Annotated in this window: 25 protein-coding genes; 22 read left to right on the plus strand and 3 right to left on the minus strand. The window is 46.9% G+C overall.

The window, feature by feature from the left end:
• The 10 genes from rppH to COW15_RS17155 all read left to right on the plus strand — a co-directional run.
• Window positions 1-426: RNA pyrophosphohydrolase (rppH, locus tag COW15_RS17110; protein WP_293634315.1), on the plus strand; the 426-nt coding region annotated here is incomplete at its 5' end.
• A 23-nt stretch (window positions 427-449) separates the two neighbouring features.
• Entirely contained in the window at window positions 450-2,684 is a 2,235-nt protein-coding gene (gene ptsP, locus COW15_RS17115) for a phosphoenolpyruvate--protein phosphotransferase (protein ID WP_293634317.1), read from the plus strand.
• 59 nt (window positions 2,685-2,743) lie between these two features.
• Entirely contained in the window at window positions 2,744-3,544 is an 801-nt protein-coding gene (locus COW15_RS17120; protein WP_293634319.1) for a sulfite exporter TauE/SafE family protein, read from the plus strand.
• A 41-nt stretch (window positions 3,545-3,585) separates the two neighbouring features.
• Window positions 3,586-4,392, plus strand: a complete 807-nt coding sequence (lgt, locus tag COW15_RS17125) for a prolipoprotein diacylglyceryl transferase (RefSeq protein ID WP_293634321.1) — start codon at window positions 3,586-3,588, stop codon at window positions 4,390-4,392.
• Window positions 4,392-5,186: a thymidylate synthase gene (gene thyA, locus COW15_RS17130; RefSeq protein ID WP_293634323.1), complete on the plus strand. Its 795-nt coding sequence runs from the start codon at window positions 4,392-4,394 to the stop codon at window positions 5,184-5,186. Before lgt ends, thyA begins: the two co-directional genes overlap by 1 nt.
• A gap of 117 nt (window positions 5,187-5,303) precedes the next feature.
• On the plus strand, window positions 5,304-6,473 hold the full coding sequence (gene nhaA / locus COW15_RS17135) for a Na+/H+ antiporter NhaA (protein WP_293634325.1): 1,170 nt from the start codon (window positions 5,304-5,306) through the stop codon (window positions 6,471-6,473).
• 2 nt (window positions 6,474-6,475) lie between these two features.
• Window positions 6,476-6,862 carry a hypothetical protein gene (locus COW15_RS17140; protein WP_293634327.1) on the plus strand — a complete coding sequence of 129 codons (387 nt, stop codon included), beginning with the start codon at window positions 6,476-6,478 and terminating at the stop codon, window positions 6,860-6,862.
• 106 nt (window positions 6,863-6,968) lie between these two features.
• Window positions 6,969-7,877 (plus strand): transcriptional activator NhaR, encoded by a 909-nt coding sequence (gene nhaR / locus COW15_RS17145; RefSeq protein WP_293634329.1) that lies wholly within the window; start codon window positions 6,969-6,971, stop codon window positions 7,875-7,877.
• Between the two features lie 74 nt (window positions 7,878-7,951).
• On the plus strand, window positions 7,952-8,200 hold the full coding sequence (locus COW15_RS17150; protein WP_293634331.1) for a succinate dehydrogenase assembly factor 2: 249 nt from the start codon (window positions 7,952-7,954) through the stop codon (window positions 8,198-8,200).
• Entirely contained in the window at window positions 8,181-8,621 is a 441-nt protein-coding gene (locus COW15_RS17155; RefSeq protein WP_293634333.1) for a protein YgfX, read from the plus strand. Before COW15_RS17150 ends, COW15_RS17155 begins: the two co-directional genes overlap by 20 nt.
• Before the next feature lie 31 nt (window positions 8,622-8,652).
• On the opposite strand, the gene nadB is transcribed toward COW15_RS17155, so the two are convergent.
• Window positions 8,653-10,266, minus strand: coding sequence for an L-aspartate oxidase (nadB, locus tag COW15_RS17160; RefSeq protein WP_293634335.1), 1,614 nt, complete (start codon window positions 10,264-10,266; stop codon window positions 8,653-8,655).
• Between the two features lie 189 nt (window positions 10,267-10,455).
• On the opposite strand from nadB, the gene rpoE reads away from it, so the two are divergent.
• The 12 genes from rpoE (at window position 10,456) to COW15_RS17220 (ending at window position 20,598) form a co-directional block, all read left to right on the plus strand.
• Window positions 10,456-11,034 carry an RNA polymerase sigma factor RpoE gene (gene rpoE, locus COW15_RS17165; protein ID WP_293634337.1) on the plus strand — a complete coding sequence of 193 codons (579 nt, stop codon included), beginning with the start codon at window positions 10,456-10,458 and terminating at the stop codon, window positions 11,032-11,034.
• A gap of 55 nt (window positions 11,035-11,089) precedes the next feature.
• Window positions 11,090-11,716: an anti sigma-E factor RseA C-terminal domain-containing protein gene (locus COW15_RS17170; RefSeq protein ID WP_293634339.1), complete on the plus strand. Its 627-nt coding sequence runs from the start codon at window positions 11,090-11,092 to the stop codon at window positions 11,714-11,716.
• Between the two features lie 12 nt (window positions 11,717-11,728).
• Window positions 11,729-12,661 (plus strand): MucB/RseB C-terminal domain-containing protein, encoded by a 933-nt coding sequence (locus COW15_RS17175; protein WP_293634341.1) that lies wholly within the window; start codon window positions 11,729-11,731, stop codon window positions 12,659-12,661.
• A gap of 11 nt (window positions 12,662-12,672) precedes the next feature.
• On the plus strand, window positions 12,673-13,146 hold the full coding sequence (locus COW15_RS17180; protein WP_293634343.1) for a SoxR reducing system RseC family protein: 474 nt from the start codon (window positions 12,673-12,675) through the stop codon (window positions 13,144-13,146).
• A 166-nt stretch (window positions 13,147-13,312) separates the two neighbouring features.
• Window positions 13,313-15,103: a translation elongation factor 4 gene (lepA, locus tag COW15_RS17185; RefSeq protein WP_293634345.1), complete on the plus strand. Its 1,791-nt coding sequence runs from the start codon at window positions 13,313-13,315 to the stop codon at window positions 15,101-15,103.
• Between the two features lie 188 nt (window positions 15,104-15,291).
• Entirely contained in the window at window positions 15,292-16,209 is a 918-nt protein-coding gene (lepB, locus tag COW15_RS17190; RefSeq protein ID WP_293634347.1) for a signal peptidase I, read from the plus strand.
• A 1-nt stretch (window position 16,210) separates the two neighbouring features.
• Window positions 16,211-16,891 (plus strand): ribonuclease III, encoded by a 681-nt coding sequence (rnc, locus tag COW15_RS17195; protein WP_293634349.1) that lies wholly within the window; start codon window positions 16,211-16,213, stop codon window positions 16,889-16,891.
• Window positions 16,888-17,904 (plus strand): GTPase Era, encoded by a 1,017-nt coding sequence (gene era / locus COW15_RS17200; protein WP_293634351.1) that lies wholly within the window; start codon window positions 16,888-16,890, stop codon window positions 17,902-17,904. Before rnc ends, era begins: the two co-directional genes overlap by 4 nt.
• 26 nt (window positions 17,905-17,930) lie before the next feature.
• Window positions 17,931-18,641: a DNA repair protein RecO gene (gene recO / locus COW15_RS17205; protein ID WP_293634353.1), complete on the plus strand. Its 711-nt coding sequence runs from the start codon at window positions 17,931-17,933 to the stop codon at window positions 18,639-18,641.
• Window positions 18,642-18,743: 102 nt separating this feature from the next.
• Window positions 18,744-19,481 (plus strand): pyridoxine 5'-phosphate synthase, encoded by a 738-nt coding sequence (pdxJ, locus tag COW15_RS17210; RefSeq protein WP_293634355.1) that lies wholly within the window; start codon window positions 18,744-18,746, stop codon window positions 19,479-19,481.
• Window positions 19,481-19,864, plus strand: coding sequence for a holo-ACP synthase (gene acpS / locus COW15_RS17215; RefSeq protein ID WP_293634357.1), 384 nt, complete (start codon window positions 19,481-19,483; stop codon window positions 19,862-19,864). The genes pdxJ and acpS overlap by 1 nt, the downstream gene beginning before the upstream one ends.
• Window positions 19,865-20,073: 209 nt before the next feature.
• The gene (locus COW15_RS17220; RefSeq protein WP_293634358.1) at window positions 20,074-20,598 is read left to right on the plus strand and encodes an Mpo1-like protein; all 525 of its coding nucleotides are present in this window, start codon (window positions 20,074-20,076) and stop codon (window positions 20,596-20,598) included.
• Between the two features lie 73 nt (window positions 20,599-20,671).
• On the opposite strand, the gene COW15_RS17225 is transcribed toward COW15_RS17220, so the two are convergent.
• Both COW15_RS17225 and ccsA read right to left on the minus strand, forming a co-directional pair.
• Window positions 20,672-21,946 carry a CNNM domain-containing protein gene (locus COW15_RS17225; RefSeq protein ID WP_293634359.1) on the minus strand — a complete coding sequence of 425 codons (1,275 nt, stop codon included), beginning with the start codon at window positions 21,944-21,946 and terminating at the stop codon, window positions 20,672-20,674.
• A 101-nt stretch (window positions 21,947-22,047) separates the two neighbouring features.
• Entirely contained in the window at window positions 22,048-22,836 is a 789-nt protein-coding gene (gene ccsA / locus COW15_RS17230; protein WP_293634361.1) for a cytochrome c biogenesis protein CcsA, read from the minus strand.
• Between the last annotated feature and the right edge of the window lie 123 nt (window positions 22,837-22,959).

Raw genomic sequence — 22,959 nt, forward strand, 5'->3', positions numbered from 1 at the left:
CAATTCCCCCAAGGGGGGGTCGACGACGGTGAGTCGGCGGAGGAAGCTATGTACCGTGAGTTATATGAAGAAGTGGGCCTAAGACCCGAGCACGTACATATATTAACTTCCACTCGCTCTTGGTTAAGGTATCGTCTGCCAAAGCGTTTAGTGAGGCAAGACAGTAAACCTGTGTGTATTGGGCAAAAGCAAAAGTGGTTTCTGTTACAACTGAAAAGCCAAGACAGTGCGATTAATTTGAGTTCTTCGGGACATCCTGAGTTTGATGATTGGCGTTGGGTAAGTTATTGGTATCCTGTACGGCAAGTCGTCTCATTTAAGCGTGATGTTTATCGTAAGGTAATGAAAGAGTTTGCGGTAACGGCATTGTCATTCCAGACCCAAGAAATACCGAAAAAGCGGGGACGGCAAAAGGCAACAGGCTGATTTTCAAAAGAGGATTGAAAACAGTGTTAAATACGCTCAGGGATATCACCCAGGCTGTGGCATCTGCCCATAGTCTAGAAACCGCATTAGAAGTCTTAGTTTCATCGACGAAGGCCGCGATGGAAACCCAGTGCTGCTCAGTTTATATTCTAGAGCAGCAAGAACTCGTGTTATCTGCCACCGATGGCCTTGAAAAAAGTGCCGTCGGTCGAGTGCGTATGCCACTCAGCCAAGGATTAGTGGGTTTAGCCGCCGAACGAGAAGAAGCCGTTAATTTAGCCGATGCCCGGGTGCACCCTAGATTTAAGCTCTTTCCTGAAGTGGCCGAAGAGGAATACCGTGCCTTTTTAGCTGTGCCTATCATCTATCAGAAAGCTGTGGTTGGCGTTATCGTTGTCCAGCAGGCGAGTGCTCGTCAGTTTAGCGAAGGTGAAGAAGCCTTTTTGATGACGCTTGCCGCTCAGCTCGCGATGGCGGTGCGCGGTTTGAAACAAAAGGCACAGGTGAGTTCGCATCACCAACAGATTCTTTTTCAAGGTACTTCAGCCTCAAATGGCATCGCCATTGCCCATGCCTTTGTGCTGGGCGGAGAAATTTCCCTAGAGCAACCCGATATACATTGCCAAGATATTGCACTGGAATCTAGCCGATTAGTCGCGGCAATGGGGCGGTGCAAAGAGGCAATTGGCGCCCTATCCCAACGATTTGACCGTGAGCAGGATGAAGAGGTTGTCTCTATCTTCAATGCGTTGTTGTTATTGCTCGATGATGCCAGCTTAGGGGGGGAATACGCCCGTGAAGTTCAACTGGGGTGGGAGGCCGAATCTGCGGTCAGTCGTGTGTCCCTTAGATACATCCAGCAATTTTTGGCGATGGAGGATCCTTATCTTAAGGAGCGGGCGAGTGATATCCGCGACTTAGGTCAAAAAGTATTACGCCAGCTTATTGAGCCTGAGCGTTTAGAGCTTGAGCCCGATAAACCGGTTATTTTAGTGACCCGTGAAGCCGATGCGACTATGTTGGCTGAGTTCCCAAGGCAAAAGTTAGCGGGAATTGTGACTGAGCTTGGTGGCGTCAATTCCCATGCTGCTATTCTCGCTCGGGCACTGGGCGTACCAGCGATAACGGGGGTAGAGCAGTTATTGTCCGCCGATATAGATCAAAAACTCTTAGTGGTTAACGCCAGTCGTGGACACTTGATGGTGTCGCCATCCCCCGCGATTGTCAGTGAATACCGCAGTTTGATTTCGGCGCAAAAAGCCCTACAGCGACAATATGCTCAGGAACTCTCTTTACCTTCAGTGACCACGGATGGCTCTCGTATCCGTTTGTATTTAAATGCGGGTTTGCTCAGTGGTGTCGCCTCTGAAATTGCCGAAGGCGCAGATGGGATTGGGCTCTACCGCACTGAGATCCCTTTTATGTTGCAACAACGATTCCCGAGTGAATCTGAGCAAGTGAAAGTGTATCAGCAGGTGTTATCGGCGGCGTCCGGTCGACCAGTCGTGATGCGCACCTTAGATGTGGGCGGAGATAAACCTTTACCTTATTTTCCGATTAAAGAAGATAACCCTTTCCTTGGGTGGCGGGGTATTCGGTTATCGCTCGACCATCCGGAACTATTTCTAGTGCAGTTAAGAGCTATGCTGTTGGCTGGTGCACAAGGGCGGCAATTGAGTATTTTACTGCCTATGGTCAGTAACTTAGATGAGATTGATCAGTCTCTTGAATATTTGCAGCAGGCGTTTATTGAATTAAAAAATGATGTCAATAGCGCGATTGTTATGCCTAGAATCGGCATAATGCTTGAGGTTCCTGCGCTGTTATATCAACTCGATGAAGTGGCTAAACGTGTCGATTTTGTTTCCGTTGGTAGCAACGATCTGACTCAATATCTGTTAGCCGTCGACCGTAATAACCCCAGAGTAAGTTCATTATTCGATAGTTACCACCCAGGGATTTTACGGGCATTACATCAAGCTCACCTCGATTGTCGCTACCATAAGCTCGATATCAGTATTTGTGGAGAATTGGCGGGGGAACCTATGGGGTCAATCCTATTGGTGGCCATGGGGTATGATCAGCTGAGCATGAACCAAGGCAGTCTAGCACGCATAAATTACCTGTTGCGCCGAGTCGCTCGCGCCGATTTAGACCAATTGCTGGCACAGGCACTAAGTCTATCCAATGGCTTTCAAGTACGTGAGCTGGTTAAAGAATATTTGAACTCTCAAGGTCTAGCGACAATTCTTAATTAACTAAAGTTGTCTTTTGCTTTAAGCTAAGACCCTCAATTTATCACGCTGTAGGTACTCGTGTGGATAGTTTGTTGTCGGTGTTTTTTATTTGTTTGGCCTTAGGTGCATTTGTCGGCTTTATGGCGGGGCTATTAGGGATCGGTGGCGGATTGATTGTCGTGCCCGCACTGCTCTATATTTTGCCATCGGTCGGTATTACCTCTGCTCAGTTACCCCATATTGCGATTGCCACTTCGTTGGCGGCTATTATTCTCACTTCAATTTCGTCGGCGCGAGCCCACCATAAGCGTGGCAACATTCCTTGGGATTTATTCAAATCAATGTTACCAGGACTGGTTATCGGGGCGCTTGCTTCAGGCTTTATTGCTGGGCGTATTCCCGCAGACACCTTACAGCAAGGTTTTGCTATCTTCGTAATTTTAATGACAATTCAGATGGCTTACCCCGTTAAGGCCGAGTCGAAGCGTCAGTTACCCAATGCTGCGGTGCTTTTTATTGCATCGGCTTTTATTGCGGTTTTGGCCGGTTTGACAGGGATAGGTGGCGGTATACTCATAGTGCCATTTTTGACTTTTTATGGCTTGCAAATGCGTTACGCCGTTGGTTTTTCTGCGGCTATGGGTTTCTTGATCTCTCTTTCCGGTAGTGTCGGATACATTATTGCGGGGATAAATGCGCCTGAATTACCCTATGGTACCGTCGGATTTATCTATTTGCCCGCATTGTTTGGTTTAGTGATCACTTCTGTCTTGATGGCACCTGTAGGGGTGAAAGCGGCAAGCACTTGGCCAACACCTGTACTCAAAAAGATATTTGCACTGTTACTACTGTGTGTTGGCCTTAAGTTAATGTTGACCTAGTTTTTATTTTACCTCTGTTTGAGACTGCTAATGGATGTGTTATGGCGCTGAGCTTTCCCAATATCGATCCCGTGATCGTATCTTTTGGCCCCTTTAATCTTTTTGGGCAAACCTTTGAGCCAGCCTTACGTTGGTATGGTTTTACCTATCTAGTGGGTTTTGTCGCGGCGATGTGGTTACTCAATCGTCAAGCGGACAGATCTCAGGGGGGGTGGACCCGTGAGCAAGTGTCCGATCTGTTATTTTATGGATTCCTAGGGGTGATTTTAGGTGGTAGAGTCGGATATGTGCTCTTCTATCATTTCGATTATTTCCTCGCTAGTCCTATGTATTTATTTAAGATCTCAGAGGGAGGAATGTCATTTCACGGTGGATTGATGGGGGTGATTACCGCCATGATTTACATCGGATGGAAACAAAAGCGCACTTTCTTCGCCGTTGCTGATATGGTGGCGCCAGTAGTCCCGATCGGATTAGGTGCTGGGCGTATTGGTAATTTTATCAATGGAGAGCTTTGGGGACGCGTGACCGATGTTCCTTGGGCCATGGTGTTTCCAAGCGGTGGACCTGAGCCACGTCATCCGTCGCAATTGTACCAATTTGCGCTTGAAGGGGTAGCGCTGTTCTTGCTCTTGTTCTGGTTTAGCAAACGTACAAACAAAGTCGGTGCTGTGTCTGGGATGTTCTTATTCGGTTACGGTATTTTCCGTGTGCTGGTGGAATCGGTGAGGCAACCCGATGCACAGTTGGGACTCTATTGGGGCTTTATGACTATGGGGCAGATCCTATCTGTGCCAATGATTTTATTCGGTTTATATTTAATCTTTCGTCCACAGGGTAAGCAGTAATGCAACAGTATTTAGACTTAATGAAGCACATCTTAGCTGAAGGTGTCGATAAATCCGATCGCACAGGTACAGGCACTCGCTCGGTATTTGGCTACCAAATGCGTTTCGATTTGAGTAAGGGGTTTCCCCTAGTGACGACCAAGAAGTGCCATATGCGCTCTATTATCCATGAGTTGCTTTGGTTTCTAAAGGGAGATACTAATATTGCTTATCTGCGTGAAAACAAAGTGAGTATTTGGGATGAATGGGCCGACGAAAACGGCGACTTGGGACCCGTTTATGGTGCACAGTGGCGCAGCTGGCCAACCCAGAGTGGCGATGCTATTGATCAAATTTCACAGGTGATCGCGCAGATAAAATCTCAGCCTGATTCACGCCGTCTTATTGTGTCGGCATGGAATGTGGGGGAACTCGATAAAATGGCCCTAGCGCCTTGCCATGCATTTTTCCAGTTTTATGTCGCCGAGGGTAAATTATCTTGTCAGCTTTATCAGCGCAGCTGTGATGTGTTCCTTGGTTTACCATTCAACATCGCAAGTTATGCGCTGCTGACAATGATGGTGGCCCAGCAGTGCGATCTCGCCTTAGGGGATTTTGTATGGACTGGCGGTGATACGCATTTGTACTCCAATCATATGGAGCAAACGGCGTTGCAGTTAAGCCGCGATCCCAAACCATTACCCAGCATGACCATTTTGCGTAAACCTGCCTCCATTTTTGATTATCAATTCGAAGATTTCGAATTGACCCACTACGATCCCCATCCCCATATCAAAGCCCCCGTGGCCATATAACAGCGATTTAATCGGCTAACACCTCGGAAAAACCGAGGTGTTTTGTCGAAACTTACGATTATATTTGTTGTTATTATTCATTTACACTCAACTCATTATGGTTTTTTGGAGTGCAAGATGGAAAAAGCAATTAGAAATTTTCTGAGTCAAGAATCGGCGGGGGGCATCCTCCTATTGGTTGCTGTTGCCCTAGCCATGTTGCTGGCGAATTCTCCTTTATCTGGGCTTTACCAAGGATTTTTAGGCACAGATGTTCAGGTTCGTGTTGGTGCTCTCGATATCCATAAACCTCTATTGCTATGGATTAACGATGGCTTAATGGCATTGTTTTTTCTACTGATTGGTTTAGAGGTAAAACGTGAATTGCTCGAAGGAGCACTGTCGAGTGTTACTCAAGCTTCCTTGCCAACCTTTGCCGCAATAGGTGGCATGATTGCCCCTGCGGGGATCTATCTGTTATTCAACTATGGCGATCCTGTTACGCAGGCGGGGTGGGCAATTCCAGCGGCAACGGATATCGCCTTTGCGCTCGGGATTATGGCATTACTGGGAAGCCGTGTTCCCGTGGCGCTAAAAGTCTTCCTATTAGCCTTGGCCATTATCGATGACTTGGGCGTTATCGTGATTATTGCGCTGTTTTACAGCAGTGATTTATCGACCATCAGCTTAGTGATTGCCAGTTTGGCGATTGCGGGCCTTGTTGGGTTAAATCGTAAAGGCGTGACTTCACTGACGCCATACGGAATATTCGGCCTTATTCTTTGGGTTGCTGTGCTTAAGTCGGGGGTTCATGCGACTCTGGCGGGGGTTATCATTGCCTTTTGTATACCGCTTCGAGCTAAAGATGGCAGCTCACCCTCAGAGCATCTAGAGCACAGCCTGCATCCATGGAGTACTTTCCTCATTCTGCCCGTGTTTGCCTTCGCTAACGCGGGTGTTTCATTGGGAAATATGAGTTTAGATACACTTATTTCGCCGGTGCCAGTGGGAATTGCCTTAGGGTTAATCCTAGGTAAACCGATAGGGGTCATGGTGTTTAGTTTTGTTGCAGTAAAACTGAAATTGGCGCAATTACCCGACGGTATAGGCTGGAAGCAAATTGCGCCGGTCGCGGCCATGTGCGGTATTGGTTTTACTATGTCGATGTTTATTGCCTCATTAGCCTTCGAGCAAGCGGATCCTATGTACGGTGATTTGGCTCGGCTAGGCACCTTAATTGGGTCGATTCTTGCCGCCTTAGTTGGGTATTTCTGGCTATCAAAAGTGTTACCTAAAAAAGGAGTATGACTATGATAAACTTGAAATTAGTAGGAATAGCAGCCCTCTTAACCTTATCTTCAACTGTGATGGCTTCTCAAATTGATGCCTGTAATAAAGACGTAACGTCACAAACCTGCCAGAGTTACCTTGAAGGTATAGTCGATGGTGCTTTGATGTTTAAATCGGAGGCATTAGGCGCAAGGCTCGAAACCAACGGTTATGAGTCTCGTGCGCTCAAATACCGCGGTGGCAAGCGTTTCCAAGAAGCCAACCGAACCTACTGTGCCAGTCGTATACCTGACCGCGATACGTTAGTCTTGGGAATCACAGAAGCCGTCAGTACTGGGACCGCTGCCGATCTAGAACAATTACAGGGCATAGTTGTTAACTTATTGGATTGTCAGCGTTTAAAATAGCCACTAGGATCCACATCGTTGAGCGCTATGGTGAACCTTTGCAATACTGAGTGCCGTTGAGTGTACTTAAGCGCAACGGTATAAATGATAGAAAAGGTGAGTGGCTATGCTGCATTTGAATTATAACCATCTGTATTACTTTTGGATGATTAAAAAAAAGGGTTCAGTAGCTAAGGCTGCTGAGGCCCTTTGCTTAACGCCGCAAACCATAACGGGGCAGATCCGCGCCTTAGAAGACAGGTTAAATGGCAGTTTATTTAAGCGAGTGGGGCGCACCTTAGAGGCGACCGAATTGGGGGAGTTAGTGTTTCGTTATGCGGATAAAATGTTCAGCCTTAGCTACGAGATGCTCGATCTACTTAACTATCAAAAAGATGATGCGATTCTGTTTGAGGTAGGCATTGCCGATGCTTTATCTAAGGCCTTGGTTAGTCGTGTTTTATTGACCGTTGTCCCGAACGATGGCTCAATGCATTTGGCTTGTTATGAAGCGACACACGAGAGTTTGATGGCTCGGCTGCGTGAACATAAGCTAGATATTATCCTCTCGGATTGTGCTGGCGAGTCTTTGAAGTACCCTGAAATTCTATCTAAGAAGCTTGGCGAATGTGGCGTGAGTTTCTTCTCTGCCGAACCCTATAGTGCAGATTTTCCTGCTTGTTTAGAGCAAGGTCAGTTACTGATCCCTGGGCGTAGAACTTCCCTTGGTCAGCAGTTATATCGTTGGTTTGATGAACAAAATCTCAATGTGAGTATTTTAGGTGAGTTTGATGATGCGGCAATGATGAAGGCATTTGGATACTTGAAACGCGGTATTTTTGTTACGCCGTCTATTTATCGTCAGGAGGTGATCTCCCATGGTATGCATTTACTCGGTGAAACCCTCGATGTGAAAGAGGAATACCATGTGATGTTTGCCGAGCGAATGATCCAACATCCGGCGGTAAAACGATTATTAGAAACGGATTTCAGTGATCTGTTTGCGGGTCTCGATGCTCAAGTGCAGCAATGCTAATTTGGACCTTCTCAATCGACACCTTAGGGAATGAACTGGTAGACTAAGGCCAAATTTGTTTTGGGAGAAAAACCTTGGAATTAATGAACATTGCACGGGTACGTTGGGCATGTCGCCGCGGCATGCTGGAGCTAGACGTACTGTTTCAACCCTTCGTCGAACATGTTTATCAAGATTTAGCCGATGAAGATAAAGCCGTGTTTATTCGCTTGCTCGAGTGTGAAGATCCGGAGTTATTTGCGTGGTTTATGGGCCATGAAATCTGCCCTGACGCCGAATTAGCTCGTATGGTGGTGAAAGTCCGTGGAAGAGCGGCACCATAGTTTTAGTGTCAAAGCCTCCTTCGACCAACGACTATCGTTGGTCGTTTTTATGTCTATTTGCTTATCATCCTTGCTCGCTTGGCCCCAAACTGAGTCCTTTGGCGTTTTTCTATTAAAACTGGCAGTTATTTCGCTGAATGTGTGTTTTTTGCTGTATCAATTTTGGCGACTTAAAGATTGGCAATTATGCTTTGTACTCAATCGAAATGGCGAGGGGCGGCTTGCTACGGGGGAGCATTTTCAGGTTTTACGGCGGACTTGGGTGACCCCGTTTGTATGTTTGATGTATCTCGATATCGACGCTAAACCTAGGGTATTGCCGCTTTGGGCCGATATGTTTACCGATGCCGATTATCGCCATTTATGCCGCTTGCTGCTCAATGCTAAAACATTGCAGGCTAAATCTCGTACTGAAATTTAGCCTGTAGCATGTTGAAGTGGTTTTTACCGATTTATTTCTCTGGTTGCAAAATGGTCGGCAGTGGCGAGTCTAGTTTGCCTGGGTGATCAATATTGTAATGCAATCCACGGCTTTCCTTGCGTTCCATCGCGCAGCGAATGATGAGTTCAGCCACCTGCACTAGATTACGCAGTTCGAGCAGGTTATTGCTGACCCTGAAGTTGCTGTAATACTCTTGGATTTCCTGCTGAAGCATCAAACAGCGGCGCAGTGCCCGTTCGAGACGCTTATCCGAGCGCACAATGCCGACATAATCCCACATAAATAGCCGCAGTTCGTGCCAATTGTGGGCAATCACAACCTCTTCATCCGAATTTGATACTTTACTCTCATCCCAAGGCGGAATTTGCCCTGGTAGAGCGATTTTATGCAATTGGCTCTCAATATCCTGTGAGGCGGCGCGGGCAAATACCAGACATTCGAGCAGAGAATTACTCGCAAGGCGATTGGCACCATGCAGGCCTGTATAGGCAACTTCACCAATCGCATAGAGTCCATTGAGATCCGTTTGGCCATGCAAGTCTGTCATTACGCCGCCACAGGTATAGTGGGCTGCGGGTACCACAGGGATAGGACCTTGAGTGATATCTATGCCTAATTCTAAGCAGCGACTGTAAATCGTCGGGAAATGCTTGATGATAAAGTCGCTATCTTTATGGCTAATATCCAAATAAACGCAGTCGGCACCGAGACGCTTCATCTCATAATCGATGGCACGGGCAACGATGTCACGGGGAGCTAACTCGGCGCGTTCATCAAAGTCGGGCATAAAACGGCTACCGTCTGGGCGACGTAAATAAGCGCCTTCACCGCGCAGCGCTTCGGTCAGCAAAAAATTACGCGCATCGGCATGGTATAAACACGTCGGGTGGAATTGGTTAAATTCCATATTGGCGACACGACAACCTGCGCGCCAGGCCATGGCTATACCATCACCGCTGGCGACATCGGGGTTTGAAGTATATTGGTAAACTTTAGAACTGCCGCCCGTCGCTAAGGCGACAAATTTGGCCTTAACGGTTTCAACGTGTTCTTCGTTGCGATTCCACACGTAAGCGCCTAACACTCGGTTTCCTGGGCGGTTAAGCTTACGGGTGGTAATAAGATCGATGGCGTTATAGCGTTCCAACACTTTAATGTTGGGGTGGGCAAGTGCGCGTTCTTGCAGCGTTGTTTGCACTTCTTTGCCCGTCGCATCTGCGGCATGCAAAATACGCCTATGACTATGGCCACCTTCACGGGTGAGATGATAGGGCGCATCCTTAGCATTGCCATCGTTGGTTTCTTCTTTATCGAAGGCGACGCCGCATTCGATAAGCCATTGCATGGCACTTTTTGCGTTTTCTGCGGTAAAGGTCACCACTTCTTTATCGCATAAACCCGCTCCCGCGACTAAAGTATCGGCCACATGGGATTCGATAGTGTCACTTTCATCGAAGACGGAGGCTATTCCGCCTTGGGCATAGTACGTCGACCCTTCCGAGAGCGGGCCTTTTGAAAGCAGAATTACGTTTGCTTTTTCAGCAAGATGCAAAGCTAGTGTCAGACCTGCGGCACCGCTACCTATGACTAATATGTCAGATTGGTGTTCAACTACTTGTTTCATCGGGTATCATGATGTGACTGAGAGTGCCATCTATGGTAAACCAACTGACGAAATATGGGTACTTTCCTTTTGCCTTTACTTTTTTTGTATAATTTTAAGAACTTTTTCAAAGCACGCTAGTCTACATAAGTGAATATGATTCGAGCGACTGAGAAATCAGCATTTTAGATTTGGGAGAAGTCGGCTCGGATGAGTGGACAAATAAGTGATCAACAATTAGTTGAGCGCGTGCAACGGGGAGATAAAAACGCTTTTAACCTGTTAGTGCTTAAATATCAAAGTAAAGTTATTAGCTTGATTTCGCGGTATGTGCGTAACCAAGCGGACGTTACCGATGTGGCACAGGAAGCGTTTATCAAAGCTTATCGGGCTTTGCCAAACTTTCGCGGAGAAAGTGCGTTTTATACCTGGTTGTATCGCATTGCAGTAAACACTGCGAAGAATTATCTCGTATCACAGGGGCGTAGGGCGCCTGCGAATGATGTTGATGCTGAAGATGCCGAATATTATGAAGGCAGTGATGCGCTAAAGGAGTTTGCCTCCCCCGAGCGCATCATGTTATCGGATGAAATCAAAAAAGTGATTTTCGATACTTTAGAGACACTGCCAGAAGAGTTACGAATGGCTATCTCCTTGCGTGAGCTCGACGGTATGAGTTACGAAGATATTGCCATAGTGATGGATTGCCCCGTCGGCACAGTGAGATCGCGTATCTTCCGTGCTCGAGAGGCCATCGATAAAAAGCTCCAGCCCTTACTGGAAGCCTAAGTTCTTATACTAAGTTAGTTCTTATACTAAGAAAACTCTTATATACAGGTGAACAATGGACAAATTAGGTCAAGAATGGGTATCTGCCGCGGTCGATGGAGAGACTGATGCGCAGACCATGGCAGAATTAGTTGTCGATACGCATTCGCATAATAAATGGCATAACTATCACATGATAGGTGATGCTATGCGAGGCGAGTTGCCTCAAACTATTATGTTAGATCTTTCCGCTAGCATTGCAGCTGCAATTGAACTTGAACCTGCGATTGTCGCCCCTCAAGTGACGGCTCCTGAAGTCGATTCTCCGGTAACGACGCAAATTGCTGTTAATGCTGGCAATAGTCGTGTTGTGCCATTGTTTAAGCAGTTTGGTCAATACGCTATCGCGGCAACCGTGGCTATGTTTGCGATTGTCGGTGTACAAAATTACAATCAAACGGCCGATGATGCTGCGTCTCCATCGCCGGTATTGATCACCCGTCCTTTGGTGGGCAGTGCTTCTCCAGTGAGTTTACAAACTGGGCCAGTGCAGCAAAACCAAGGTTACACTAATGATCAAATGAACGAACAACGCCGTCGAATTAATACTTATATTCAAGATCATATGTTGCAACAACGATTGAATACTGGGGCGGTTATAGAAGACAATACCGAGGTTATCCCCGTTCCGCTCAATCAGTAGTAAGGAGTTAGCTTGCGTCTAATCCTGTTGGCTTTGTTAGCCTTGGTGTTCCCTGCAATGGCGCAGGAAGATATGCCCGCCAAGGTCTGGCTCGATAAAATGAGTCAGGCGTTAAAAGAGAAAGAGTTTAAAGCATCGATTATCCAACTTCAGGCCGATCATATTCGGCCTTTGGTTTATCTTCACGGCAAAGTAAATGAACAAGAGGTTGCTTTTTTAGAGTACCTCAATGGTCCCCCAAAGAATGCGGTACGTGTGGGGAATCGTGTGACCTTTATTGAGCACGATCAACCGGCATACAGCATTATATCTAATCATATTCAAGGTGTTTGGCCTGCGGCATTTTCCTCTAAAATGAGCGATTTAGAAGTCGGTTATCAATTCGTGCTCGGTGGTCGAACGCGTATTGCAGGCCGTCCTGGGCAAATGATCCGCTTGTTACCAAATGATGAATATCGTTATGGTTTTCAGATCTGGCTCGATATGGAGACCTATTTGCCGCTGCGATATGACATGCTGACTCAAGATAAACAACTGCTTGAGCAGATCATGGTGATTGAACTTATCGAATTCACCGAGCCGCCAACTATTTTACAGGAAGCCTACAAACAAGAGTGGCCTGCTGTTATCGATCAAGCGGAGCGACAAGATGGTCAAAATTGGCAATTCTCTTGGTTACCTGCGGGTTTTAGCGTTGTTGTGCGTGATCATCACCGTTTAATCGGCAGCCATGAAGCGGTGGAATATATCGCATTGACCGATGGGCTCGCTAATATTTCCGTTTATGTGGCCAGAGCCGGTTCTAGCCCATTGCCAGAGGAGTTAATCACCCGCAATGGTTTATCGCTGGTCTCTGAAACAGTGGGCAATGCTGAAGTCGTCGCCGTAGGTAAAGTGCCGACAGAAACCCTGTCGCGCATTGCAAAAAGCCTCAGACTAGAATAGGGCGCTGCACTATGATGGAAGAAGTAGCAAGGGTGATTGCCTGTGATAATCAGGGCTGGCTCAGGGTTGAAGTTGAGCTTAAGAGCACCTGTAAGAGTTGCAGTAGTAATGAGTCCTGCGGTACTTCCGCCGTGGCGCAGGCTTTTTCAGCCAAAACCCAACAATTCTCCATTCAAAGCGAGCGTCCCTGCGAGCCCGGTGAGCTTCTGAAGTTAGGTCTTCCCGAGAGTGTTATTCTAAAAGCGGCCGCCTTGGTCTACCTATTGCCTTTGTTAGGTTTGTTTGCCGGGGCCGTTTTAGGGCAATTTATCGCTCATCTTATCCAATTGAATCCTGATCTGAGTGCCATGGCTTTTGCCGCCCTTGGCACTTTGCTGGCTTGGTGGTTTGGAAAACAGTGGGCTAAACGGCTCGAAGTGGATGCAAAGCCCGTGATTTTGGCTTATTTAGGTATGGGCGTCAGTTTAGGTAAATTAACCGATTAGTTTCAGTCTATTAGCCGTTTAAGATAGCAAGTTAATTTGAGACTTTCATGCCTTTTGGTGGCATAAATGTAACTAGGAGTGAATCTGATTGGTATTGAAACCGCAATCAGGTACAATTTCGCTCCTTTGAACCGTATCCATTTTCAGTATTAGTCATTGCAGCATAATGAAACACATTAGAAACTTCTCAATTATTGCCCATATCGACCATGGTAAATCGACGCTATCAGATCGTCTTATTCAGGTTTGTGGCGGTTTAACCGACCGTGAAATGGATGCTCAAGTGCTCGATTCTATGGATCTTGAGCGTGAGCGTGGTATCACGATTAAGGCACAAAGTGTCACCCTAGACTACAAGGCTAAAGATGGCCAAGTCTATCAACTCAACTTTATTGATACCCCTGGCCACGTCGACTTTTCCTATGAAGTGTCACGTTCATTGGCGGCCTGCGAAGGTGCATTGCTGGTGGTGGATGCGGGTCAGGGCGTAGAAGCTCAGACTTTGGCAAACTGTTATACCGCACTGGATATGAATCTGGATGTAGTGCCTATTTTAAACAAGATCGACTTACCGCAAGCCGATCCTGAGCGTGTTGCCGCCGAAATCGAAGATATTGTCGGTATCGATGCGATGAATGCCGTGCGCTGTTCCGCTAAGACCGGTGTCGGCGTCGATGATGTGTTAGAAGTGATCGTTGCACAGATCCCGCCACCAGAGGGTAATCCGGATGCGCCGCTGCAAGCCTTAATCATAGATTCTTGGTTTGATAGCTATTTGGGTGTTGTGTCGTTAGTGCGCATTAAACACGGTAGCCTGAAGAAAGGCGATAAGTTTAAGGTGATGTCGACCGGACAAAACCATACCGCCGATCGCGTCGGTATTTTCACGCCAAAACAAACCGATAAGGCCGAGCTGAAAACCGGTGAGGTAGGTTTTGTGATCGCAGGTATTAAGGAGATCCACGGCGCGCCAGTGGGCGATACCTTGACGCTGGCGAAGAATGGCGCGGATAAGCCACTGCCAGGTTTTAAGAAGGTAAAACCGCAGGTTTATGCGGGCGTATTCCCGATTTCGACCGACGAATATGAAAACTTCCGTGATGCGTTAAACAAACTCAGCCTGAATGATGCTTCATTGTTCTTCGAGCCTGAAAGTTCATCGGCCCTCGGTTTTGGTTTCCGTATTGGCTATTTAGGCCTGCTCCACATGGAAATCATTCAAGAACGCTTAGAGCGTGAATACAATCTTGAACTGATCACTACGGCACCGACGGTTGTTTATGAAGTGGTGATGACGAACGGTGAAACCGTCTATGTCGATAACCCGTCAGATTTACCCGCGATTAACAATATCGAAGAAATGCGTGAGCCGATTGTTGAGGCCAACATTTTAGTGCCAAAAGAATACCTAGGTAACGTGATTACCCTGTGTATTGAAAAACGTGGCACTCAGGTGAACATGGTTTACCACGGTAACCAAGTGGCCGTGACCTATCATCTGCCAATGGCGGAAGTGGTGATGGATTTCTTCGACCGTTTGAAATCGACCAGCCGCGGTTATGCTTCGCTCGAATATAACTTTATTCGCTTCGATCCCGCCGACATGGTGCGCTTAGATATCTTGATTAACGGCGATCGAGTCGATGCCCTCGCTATGGTCATCCACAGATCAAACATTCGTCACCGCGGTTTAGCACTTGTTGAAAAGATGAAAGAGCTGATCCCACGCCAAATGTTTGATATTGCGATTCAAGCAGCCGTTGGCAGCCAGATTATTGCCCGTTCAACCGTAAAAGCCCTACGTAAAGACGTTACGGCTAAGTGTTACGGCGGCGACGTTTCCCGTAAGAAAAAACTCTTAAATAAACAAAAAGAGGGTAAGAAACGGATGAAGCAAGTGGGTAACGTTGAGGTGCCGCAGGAGGCATTCTTAGCGGTACTTAAACTCAATGAGTAATCTTGGGTAACAACATGACAATTTAGTTAACTATTGCGCCGCAGTTTGCGGCGCTTTAGTTAGGTTATCGCATGATTTTGTGGTGTTTATGATGAAATGCGGTAAGTTAACTAAAGTTCGCGAGTCGAAATACACTAGTCGCTAAGTTAAGAACCTTTAATTATTTCAAGGCAGGAGTTCAATAAGCAATGGCAGCCTATTTTTCCATTATTTTAGTGCTGGTAACCCTGATTTCAGGGCTTATCTGGTTAGTCGATGTGCTGATGTTTGCCCCTAAGCGCCGCGAGAGTTTAGCGTTGGCAAAGGCATCACAGGCGACGTTAACCGAAGAGGCCGAGTACCAAATCATTCGTGAGTCGACCCTAGTCGAAACTGCGCATTCTATCTTCCCTGTGATTGCCTTTGTGTTGATCCTGCGTTCCTTCATTTATGAGCCATTTCAAATCCCCTCGGGTTCTATGATGCCAACCCTGTTGGTGGGGGATTTTATTCTGGTGGAAAAGTTTAGTTATGGCCTTAAAGATCCCGTATGGCGCACTAAGCTAGTTGAAACGGGCGAGCCTGAACGTGGCGATGTGATCGTATTTAAATACCCTGAAAATCCGCAAATTGACTATATCAAGCGCGTTGTCGGATTACCGGGTGATCGTATTATTTATCGCAATAAGCAGCTGATGCTCCAAAAAGTCTGTGGTATTGAGCAGTCAAATTGCCCCGAGCCAGAAGTGGTTGCACGTACCGAGATCAGCCGTGGCGACTATAGTCAAGATGGGGTGCCATTGTTGCGTTATAAGGAACAATTGGGCGAAGTGGCCCACGATATCTTAATCAACCCAAGCCGTCCTGATATGTTGGGTTACTTTAAGCGCGAAGGTAACTTACCCGCAGGTGAATTCCTCGTGCCTGAAGGCCATTACTTTGCCATGGGTGATAACCGCGATAACAGTACCGACAGTCGTTTCTGGGGTTTTGTCCCCGAAGAAAACTTGGTTGGTAAAGCGGTAGCGATTTGGATTAGTTTTGAATTTGACCGCGCAGCCGCCGATTTCCTCCCAACTTGGGTACCAAGCGGTGTGCGTTTTGAGCGTGTAGGTGGAATAAAATAGCATGGAACCGATTAAAAATTTGCCACGTTTGTGTCGTACCTTAGGCTATGAGTTCAAGAAAATTGAGTTATTAACCCAGGCCTTGACCCATAGAAGTGCGGCAAATAAACACAACGAACGTCTAGAGTTTTTAGGTGATTCGATTTTATCCATCGTGATATCCGATGCACTTTATCACCAGTTTCCTAAGGCGACCGAAGGCGATTTAAGCCGAATGCGCGCCACCTTAGTGCGTGGCGACACCCTAACGCTTATCGCCCAAGCTTTTAAGCTAGGGGACTATCTATACTTAGGTCCTGGTGAATTAAAAAGTGGTGGATTTCGTCGTGAGTCCATTCTTGCCGATGCGGTAGAAGCCATTATCGGTGCGATTTATCTCGATTCAGATCTAGAGGTCTGCCGCAAGTTGCTGCTGACCTGGTATGCCGAGCGTTTAGCGGAAATTCAACCCGGCGTAAGCCAGAAAGATGCTAAAACCTTGCTGCAAGAATATTTACAAGGGTTAAAAAAGCCACTACCGGATTACCAAGTAATCAATATAGAAGGCGATGCCCATGACCAGACATTCACCGTTGAATGCCGTATTGAAGACTTGAGCCAAAGCGTAATCGGGGTGGCGAGTTCACGCCGCAAAGCCGAACAGATCGCCGCGGCCCAAGTATTGGAGTTACTGAAGAAATGACCAAAAAAACAGACTTGCCAGCTGTCGATGCCGCGAATGCGAGCAATGAACCTAGCTTAGACGAATTACTGGCAAGGATGAATGCGGCCGCGCCAACGCCGTCGGCCCACTATGATGTGACCTACTGCGGCATGGTGGCCATTATCGGCCGTCCGAATGTGGGCAAATCGACCCTATTAAATCGTTTGCTCGGGCAAAAGGTGAGTATCACCTCTAAAAAACCACAAACGACCCGTCACCGTATCATGGGCATCCATACCGATGGCCCTAAGCAAATCGTGTTTATCGATACACCGGGGCTGCATATTGAAGAACAACGTGCCATCAACCGCTTGATGAACCGTGCCGCGGCCAGTTCACTTGCCGATGTCTCTATGGTGATTTTTGTTGTCGATGGTATGACTTGGACCGCCGATGATGAAATGGTATTGAGTAAACTGCGCCGCGGTGGTGAAGAGCGTAAAACCATTTTAGCTATCAATAAAGTCGATAATATCAAAGACAAAGAAGCACTTTTCCCCTATTTGGAAGAAGTCGCGAAGAAGTATCCCTTCGATGAAATTCTGCCGATTTCAGCCAGCAAAGGCACTAACGTTAAGCGGATTTTGGAATTAGCGGCTGACTCCCTGCCGGAGAATCCATTCTTCTTCCCCGAAGATTATGTCACCGACCGTTCCCAGCGTTTTATGGCGTCGGAAATTGTCCGTGAAAAACTGATGCGTTTTCTTGGGGATGAGCTGCCCTACGATGCCACGGTTGAAATCGAGCAGTTTAAGATGATGGAAAATGGCGTGTATCAAATTAACGCCCTGATCCTCGTCGAGCGCGAAGGCCAAAAACGTATGGTGATCGGCAGTAAAGGTGAGCGTATTCGTACCATAGCAACCCAAGCGCGCCTCGATATGGAAACGCTGTTTGATAACAAAGTGTTCCTCGAAGTGTGGGTGAAAGTGAAATCCGGCTGGGCCGACGATGAGCGCGCCCTACGTAGCTTAGGTTACGGTGACGATTAATTTTTGTCATTGGAGCATGCTTATCGATGAAACGGGGTTATGTTCTGCATCACCGTCCATACCGTGAGTCCAGTGCTTTAGTTAACCTGTTGGTTGACGGCATTGGACGCGTCGATGTGGTTGCCAGAATCGGCAGTGGTAAGCGTTCTATCAAGAGTATTCTCCAGCCCTTTCAACCGCTGATATTTGAGTTTAGCGGCAAGTCTGAATTAAAAACCTTAACACAAATTGAAGCGGCGGCCCCCGCCGTGCCGCTTAGCGGCCACAGTCTATATGCTGGCATGTATATCAATGAGTTGCTGATGCGCACCTTGTCTGTGCAGCACAATGCCGAAGCCTTATTCCTCATTTATCATCGCGCCTTAGTCGGTCTCGCCGCCGATTTTTGTCAATCCCAGTTGCGTTATGTTGAACTCGCATTATTGCAGGAGTTAGGGGCTATGCCTTCTCTGAGTCGCGACACCCAAGGTGAGGCGCTGATCCCTGAAGATTACTATCAACTCATTCCCGAGTTAGGCTTTCAATTTGTGCTGAATTCCCGTGCCCGCAACGCCTATCAAGGGGCCATGCTAACGGCGCTTAACGATAATCAATTGCTAGAGGAGCATTTTTTAAGTGCTAAGCGGTTGATGCGTTCTATGCTACAACCTCTGCTTGGCACTAAACCTTTGCTCAGCCGGCAATTGTTTCAGAGCGCCTTAATGGCAAAACATGATGGGAATAATTCGCTCGAGTAGTTGTTTTTAGTGAGCGTCGCAGTGTTTTTTCATCTGGGTGTCAGTACAATAGGGCGCAATTTCAGTGTTAATTCTAGCCTTACTACAATAAAGGAGTTCCCGATGAGCCGTATCTTATTGGGTGTAAATATCGACCATATTGCGACCCTACGTCAGGCGCGTGGCACTAATTATCCCGATCCCGTCCATGCGGCGGCCGTTGCAGAACATGCGGGTGCCGACGGTATCACCATCCATTTGCGTGAAGATAGACGCCATATTATCGACCGTGACGTGTATTTATTGGCACAAACCTTAAAAACCCGCATGAACTTCGAATGTGCCGTCACCGAAGAAATGCTTAATATCGCCTGTGAAGTTAAACCGACCTATGTTTGTTTAGTACCTGAAAAACGTCAGGAAGTTACCACGGAAGGTGGCTTAGATGTCGCTGGGCAACTTGAGAAAATCACCGCAGCAGTGACACGTTTAGCCGCTAATGGTATTCAAGTCTCTTTATTTATCGATGCGGATAAGACCCAAATCGATGCCGCGGTCGCCTCTGGCGCACCACTGATCGAAATCCATACGGGTTGCTATGCCGATGCTAAAACGGAAGCGGATGAAGCCCGTGAATTAGCCAGAATTAGCGAGATGGCAAAATATGCCCATGCCAAAGGGCTTATTGTCAATGCTGGCCACGGTTTGCACTATCACAATGTTAAGCCTATTGCCGCGATCCCTGAGTTATATGAGCTCAATATTGGCCATGCTATCGTTGCCCGTGCGGCGATCGATGGTTTAGCAACCGCCGTTAAGGATATGAAAACCCTGATGCTTGAAGGGCGCCGGGGCGAATAATGGCCATTGTTGGTTTAGGCACAGATATCGTTGAAATTGAACGTATAGAAACCCAGATTAAACGTGCGGGTGATAGGTTAGCTAAACGTGTACTGACTGAGGCTGAATTTGCTCTCTATGGTGCCCATAGTCAACCGAGTCGATATCTGGCTAAACGCTTTGCCGCGAAAGAGGCCGCCGCCAAAGCGCTGGGGACGGGCATAGGTCGTGGTGTCTCTTTTCAGCATATTCACATTGGTAACAATGATAACGGCGCGCCGACGATAGGATTTACCGGGGGCGCTCTTGCTCGGCTAGAGCAGCTTAATGCGAAGGTCGGGCATATTTCTATTGCCGATGAAAAATCCTACGCCATAGCGACTGTGATCATCGAGTCCCTATAAGCCGACTTCAGTATTGACTCATTAAACAGGGAACCCGCGGTTCCCTGTTTTCTTTTGTATTTGCAACATTTCATTTACTTTCTCTGTTCAGTGGGGATATTTTGCGTTAGCTTATTGCATCAGCGACCACTTAATTTTAGGTATTGTAATCCTATGTGAGAGTGGAGCTGCATTAGCATAATGCAGGGACAATAATAGAGGAGCCCCAGATGAAATCCGCCGTAGAGCAGTTATCAACCTATAAAAGTGTGCATCTAAATCATCGAAATATTCAAACGCACTTCATTGGTATTCCATTAATTATTTGGTCGGCATTTTTGTTATTGGCGACCGTTAGGGTACCACTTGGAGGCTTGGGAGAAACCAGTTTAGGACTGATCTTAGGTGTCCTTGTGCTGCTGTATTATGTCCGCTTACACTGGAAGTTAGCCATTGGGCTAACCCTGTTTTTAATTCCCGTGCTCTATACCACTGAACTGGTATCACACTCGGCTAATGCCATCTGGTTGGCGTTGGGAGTGTTTATCCTAGGTTGGGTTTTTCAGCTTATCGGTCATCGATATGAGAAAGCCAAACCTGCCTTTGTGGACGACTTAAATCAACTGCTTATCGGACCGTTTTTTTTAATGGCCGAAGTGTATTTTATGCTGGGTTTGGAAAAGTCGCTGAATGAGGAAATAACACCCATAGCGATCGAAAAACGTCGCGCCATCGAGGCACAAAAAAAGACCTAATTTACTCGGGGGAGTGCAAAATCGGCTGGACCCATTGGGTTCAGCCGATTTTTTATGCGAGGTAAGCCGTGAATTATGGGCGTGGCGGGTGATAATGCTGCGGGATCAACCTTACCGTTTTGACCATATTATCAGCCACCTCGATCACCTCTAATGGGTAGCCCGCGAGGCGTAAACTGGTGTTTTCCGAGGGGATATCTTCTAGATATTCCAAAATTAACCCATTGAGTGTCTTAGGGCCATCCGTTGGGAAATTCCACTTCATTTCTTTATTGAGATCACGGATGGTGATGCTGGCGTCGATCAAGTAGCTACCATCCTGCTGGACGGTAATATCTTCGCTCGGGGTCGCAATCATAGAGGTGGTAAAATCACCAACAATTTCTTCTAAAATATCTTCTAAGGTGACTAGGCCCTGGATATCACCATATTCATCCACCACGAGTCCTATTCGTTCTTTATTATGTTGAAAATTCGCCAATTGCACATTTAACGGTGTGCCTTCGGGAATAAAATACAGTTCCTTTACGGCGCGTAATAAAGAGGATTTACTGAATTGTTCCTTGGATTGTAGACGCAGGGCATCACGTAAATGGATAAAGCCCACCGCATCGTCAATGGTGTCACGGTAGACTAACACTCGGGTATGAGGGCTTTGGATAACCTGGCGGTTAATGACTTTAAATTCATCGTTAACGTTAATGGCGTAAATATCCGAACGGGGCACCATAATATCTTCAACTGTGACTTTCTCGAGATCTAAAATAGACAGCAACATTTCTTGATGCCGCTGAGGGATAAGCGCCCCGGCTTCATGCACGACAGTGCGAAGTTCTTCTTGGCTTAAGGCATCGCTACTGCTGATGGTTTTGATACCGAATAAACGCAGTATACCCGTGGTGATGAGGTTCACGCTGGTAACAACATAGGCAAATATTGTCGACAGTGCGATCAGTAAGATGCTCGATGGAAAGGCAATTCGTTCTGGGTTTAATGCGGCAATAGTCTTGGGGGTCACTTCCGCAAACACTAATACCACTAAGGTGAGGACGCCTGTGGCGATAGCGACCCCTAAGTCCCCCCAGAGTCGCATGCCAATAATAGTCGCTACGGCTGAGGCTAGAATATTGACTAAGTTATTACCGATAAGGATTAAGCCTATTAAGCGGTCTGGGCGTTCTAACAGTTTTAATGCCCGTATTGCGCCTTTATGACCATTGGATGCTAAATGCCTTAAACGATAGCGATTGAGGGTCATCATGGCGGTTTCTGAGCCTGAAAAGTAGGCTGAGAATAGAATGAGCACTAGTAAAAAAATGAGGAGTGCGCCGGTCGATATAGCGTCCAAAAAGTCGATCCCAAATTAGCCAGTAAACTTAAGTAAATACCGATATTTAAAAGGAGTGTCAAGCCAGCGAAAGCATTCATCATATCGCTGGCTTAACATTATTAGCTGAGGATTAACTCTTTAACAATACGTGCACCAAAATAAGCGAGTGAGAGCAAGGTTGCACCCGTTAAAGTGTAAATAACGGCGGTGCGGATTTTGCAGCCGACGGAATATTGTTGCCACAGCATAGTGATATACACGAACCAAGCCATAATCGACAGAATGGCTTTATGACCTTTGCCATCGGCGAACATATCGTCGAGGAAGATAAAGCCTGTGGCGAGTGATAAGCTAAGTAAGATAACCCCAATAATCACAAGATGATAGAGCTGCTTTTCTACCGTCATCAACGGTGGAATGCCAGGGCTTAACATCAATTGTTTCTTCTTAAGTTTATTTTGGATCATCGCCAGCTGAATGGCATACAGAGCGGCAATCATCAGTGCACTGTAGGCCATGAGTGATAATACAACGTGGGCCAATACTTCGGGGTAGAGTTCAAAGTGGGTGATAAATTTAGGCGGTAATAACCAGAGTAGGGCCACAGATAGCACAGAACAGGCATAAACCACGGGTACAACGACGATCACTTTTAGTCTGAACATCATCACAGTAAAGGTGAAGGCGATAATCCAGTTCACTAATGAAATAACATTGGTCAGGCTGAGGTTTTGTCCGTCGCTGGTAAATATCGCTTGGGACAGTGCAGCGGCATGTAAAATAACGGCAATCGCCGCCACACCCGCAACGGCTCGGCGATTAGGCCCCTCAGGATGGAACAGTCGGCTTGTCACTAATACCAATGCAATGCAGTAAAAAAACATGGCTGAGGCGGAAAAAATGACCATGGATAATTAACCTATTCGTGTTGTTAAAGGTGCCTTGAAAACGGGGCATACAGATCAATATTTTCCTTAGAATAACATGAGCTGTCGATAAATGGGCAGTGACATGAGTTGCAAAATTTAGCA

It is taken from the genome of Shewanella sp. CG12_big_fil_rev_8_21_14_0_65_47_15 (assembly GCF_002783505.1).
GTDB lineage: Bacteria > Pseudomonadota > Gammaproteobacteria > Enterobacterales > Shewanellaceae > Shewanella.

Coding starts and splice junctions, on each gene's coding strand:
- rpoE (WP_293634337.1), top strand. CDS start 10,456: ATGAGTGGACAAATAAGTGATCAACAATTAGTTGAGCGCGTGCAACGG.
- COW15_RS17170 (WP_293634339.1), top strand. CDS start 11,090: ATGGACAAATTAGGTCAAGAATGGGTATCTGCCGCGGTCGATGGAGAG.
- lepB (WP_293634347.1), top strand. CDS start 15,292: ATGGCAGCCTATTTTTCCATTATTTTAGTGCTGGTAACCCTGATTTCA.
- era (WP_293634351.1), top strand. CDS start 16,888: ATGACCAAAAAAACAGACTTGCCAGCTGTCGATGCCGCGAATGCGAGC.
- COW15_RS17180 (WP_293634343.1), top strand. CDS start 12,673: ATGATGGAAGAAGTAGCAAGGGTGATTGCCTGTGATAATCAGGGCTGG.
- rnc (WP_293634349.1), top strand. CDS start 16,211: ATGGAACCGATTAAAAATTTGCCACGTTTGTGTCGTACCTTAGGCTAT.
- COW15_RS17220 (WP_293634358.1), top strand. CDS start 20,074: ATGAAATCCGCCGTAGAGCAGTTATCAACCTATAAAAGTGTGCATCTA.
- COW15_RS17140 (WP_293634327.1), top strand. CDS start 6,476: ATGATAAACTTGAAATTAGTAGGAATAGCAGCCCTCTTAACCTTATCT.
- ccsA (WP_293634361.1), bottom strand. CDS start 22,836: ATGGTCATTTTTTCCGCCTCAGCCATGTTTTTTTACTGCATTGCATTG.
- pdxJ (WP_293634355.1), top strand. CDS start 18,744: ATGAGCCGTATCTTATTGGGTGTAAATATCGACCATATTGCGACCCTA.
- lgt (WP_293634321.1), top strand. CDS start 3,586: ATGGCGCTGAGCTTTCCCAATATCGATCCCGTGATCGTATCTTTTGGC.
- nadB (WP_293634335.1), bottom strand. CDS start 10,266: ATGAAACAAGTAGTTGAACACCAATCTGACATATTAGTCATAGGTAGC.
- recO (WP_293634353.1), top strand. CDS start 17,931: ATGAAACGGGGTTATGTTCTGCATCACCGTCCATACCGTGAGTCCAGT.
- nhaR (WP_293634329.1), top strand. CDS start 6,969: ATGCTGCATTTGAATTATAACCATCTGTATTACTTTTGGATGATTAAA.
- nhaA (WP_293634325.1), top strand. CDS start 5,304: ATGGAAAAAGCAATTAGAAATTTTCTGAGTCAAGAATCGGCGGGGGGC.
- thyA (WP_293634323.1), top strand. CDS start 4,392: ATGCAACAGTATTTAGACTTAATGAAGCACATCTTAGCTGAAGGTGTC.
- lepA (WP_293634345.1), top strand. CDS start 13,313: ATGAAACACATTAGAAACTTCTCAATTATTGCCCATATCGACCATGGT.
- acpS (WP_293634357.1), top strand. CDS start 19,481: ATGGCCATTGTTGGTTTAGGCACAGATATCGTTGAAATTGAACGTATA.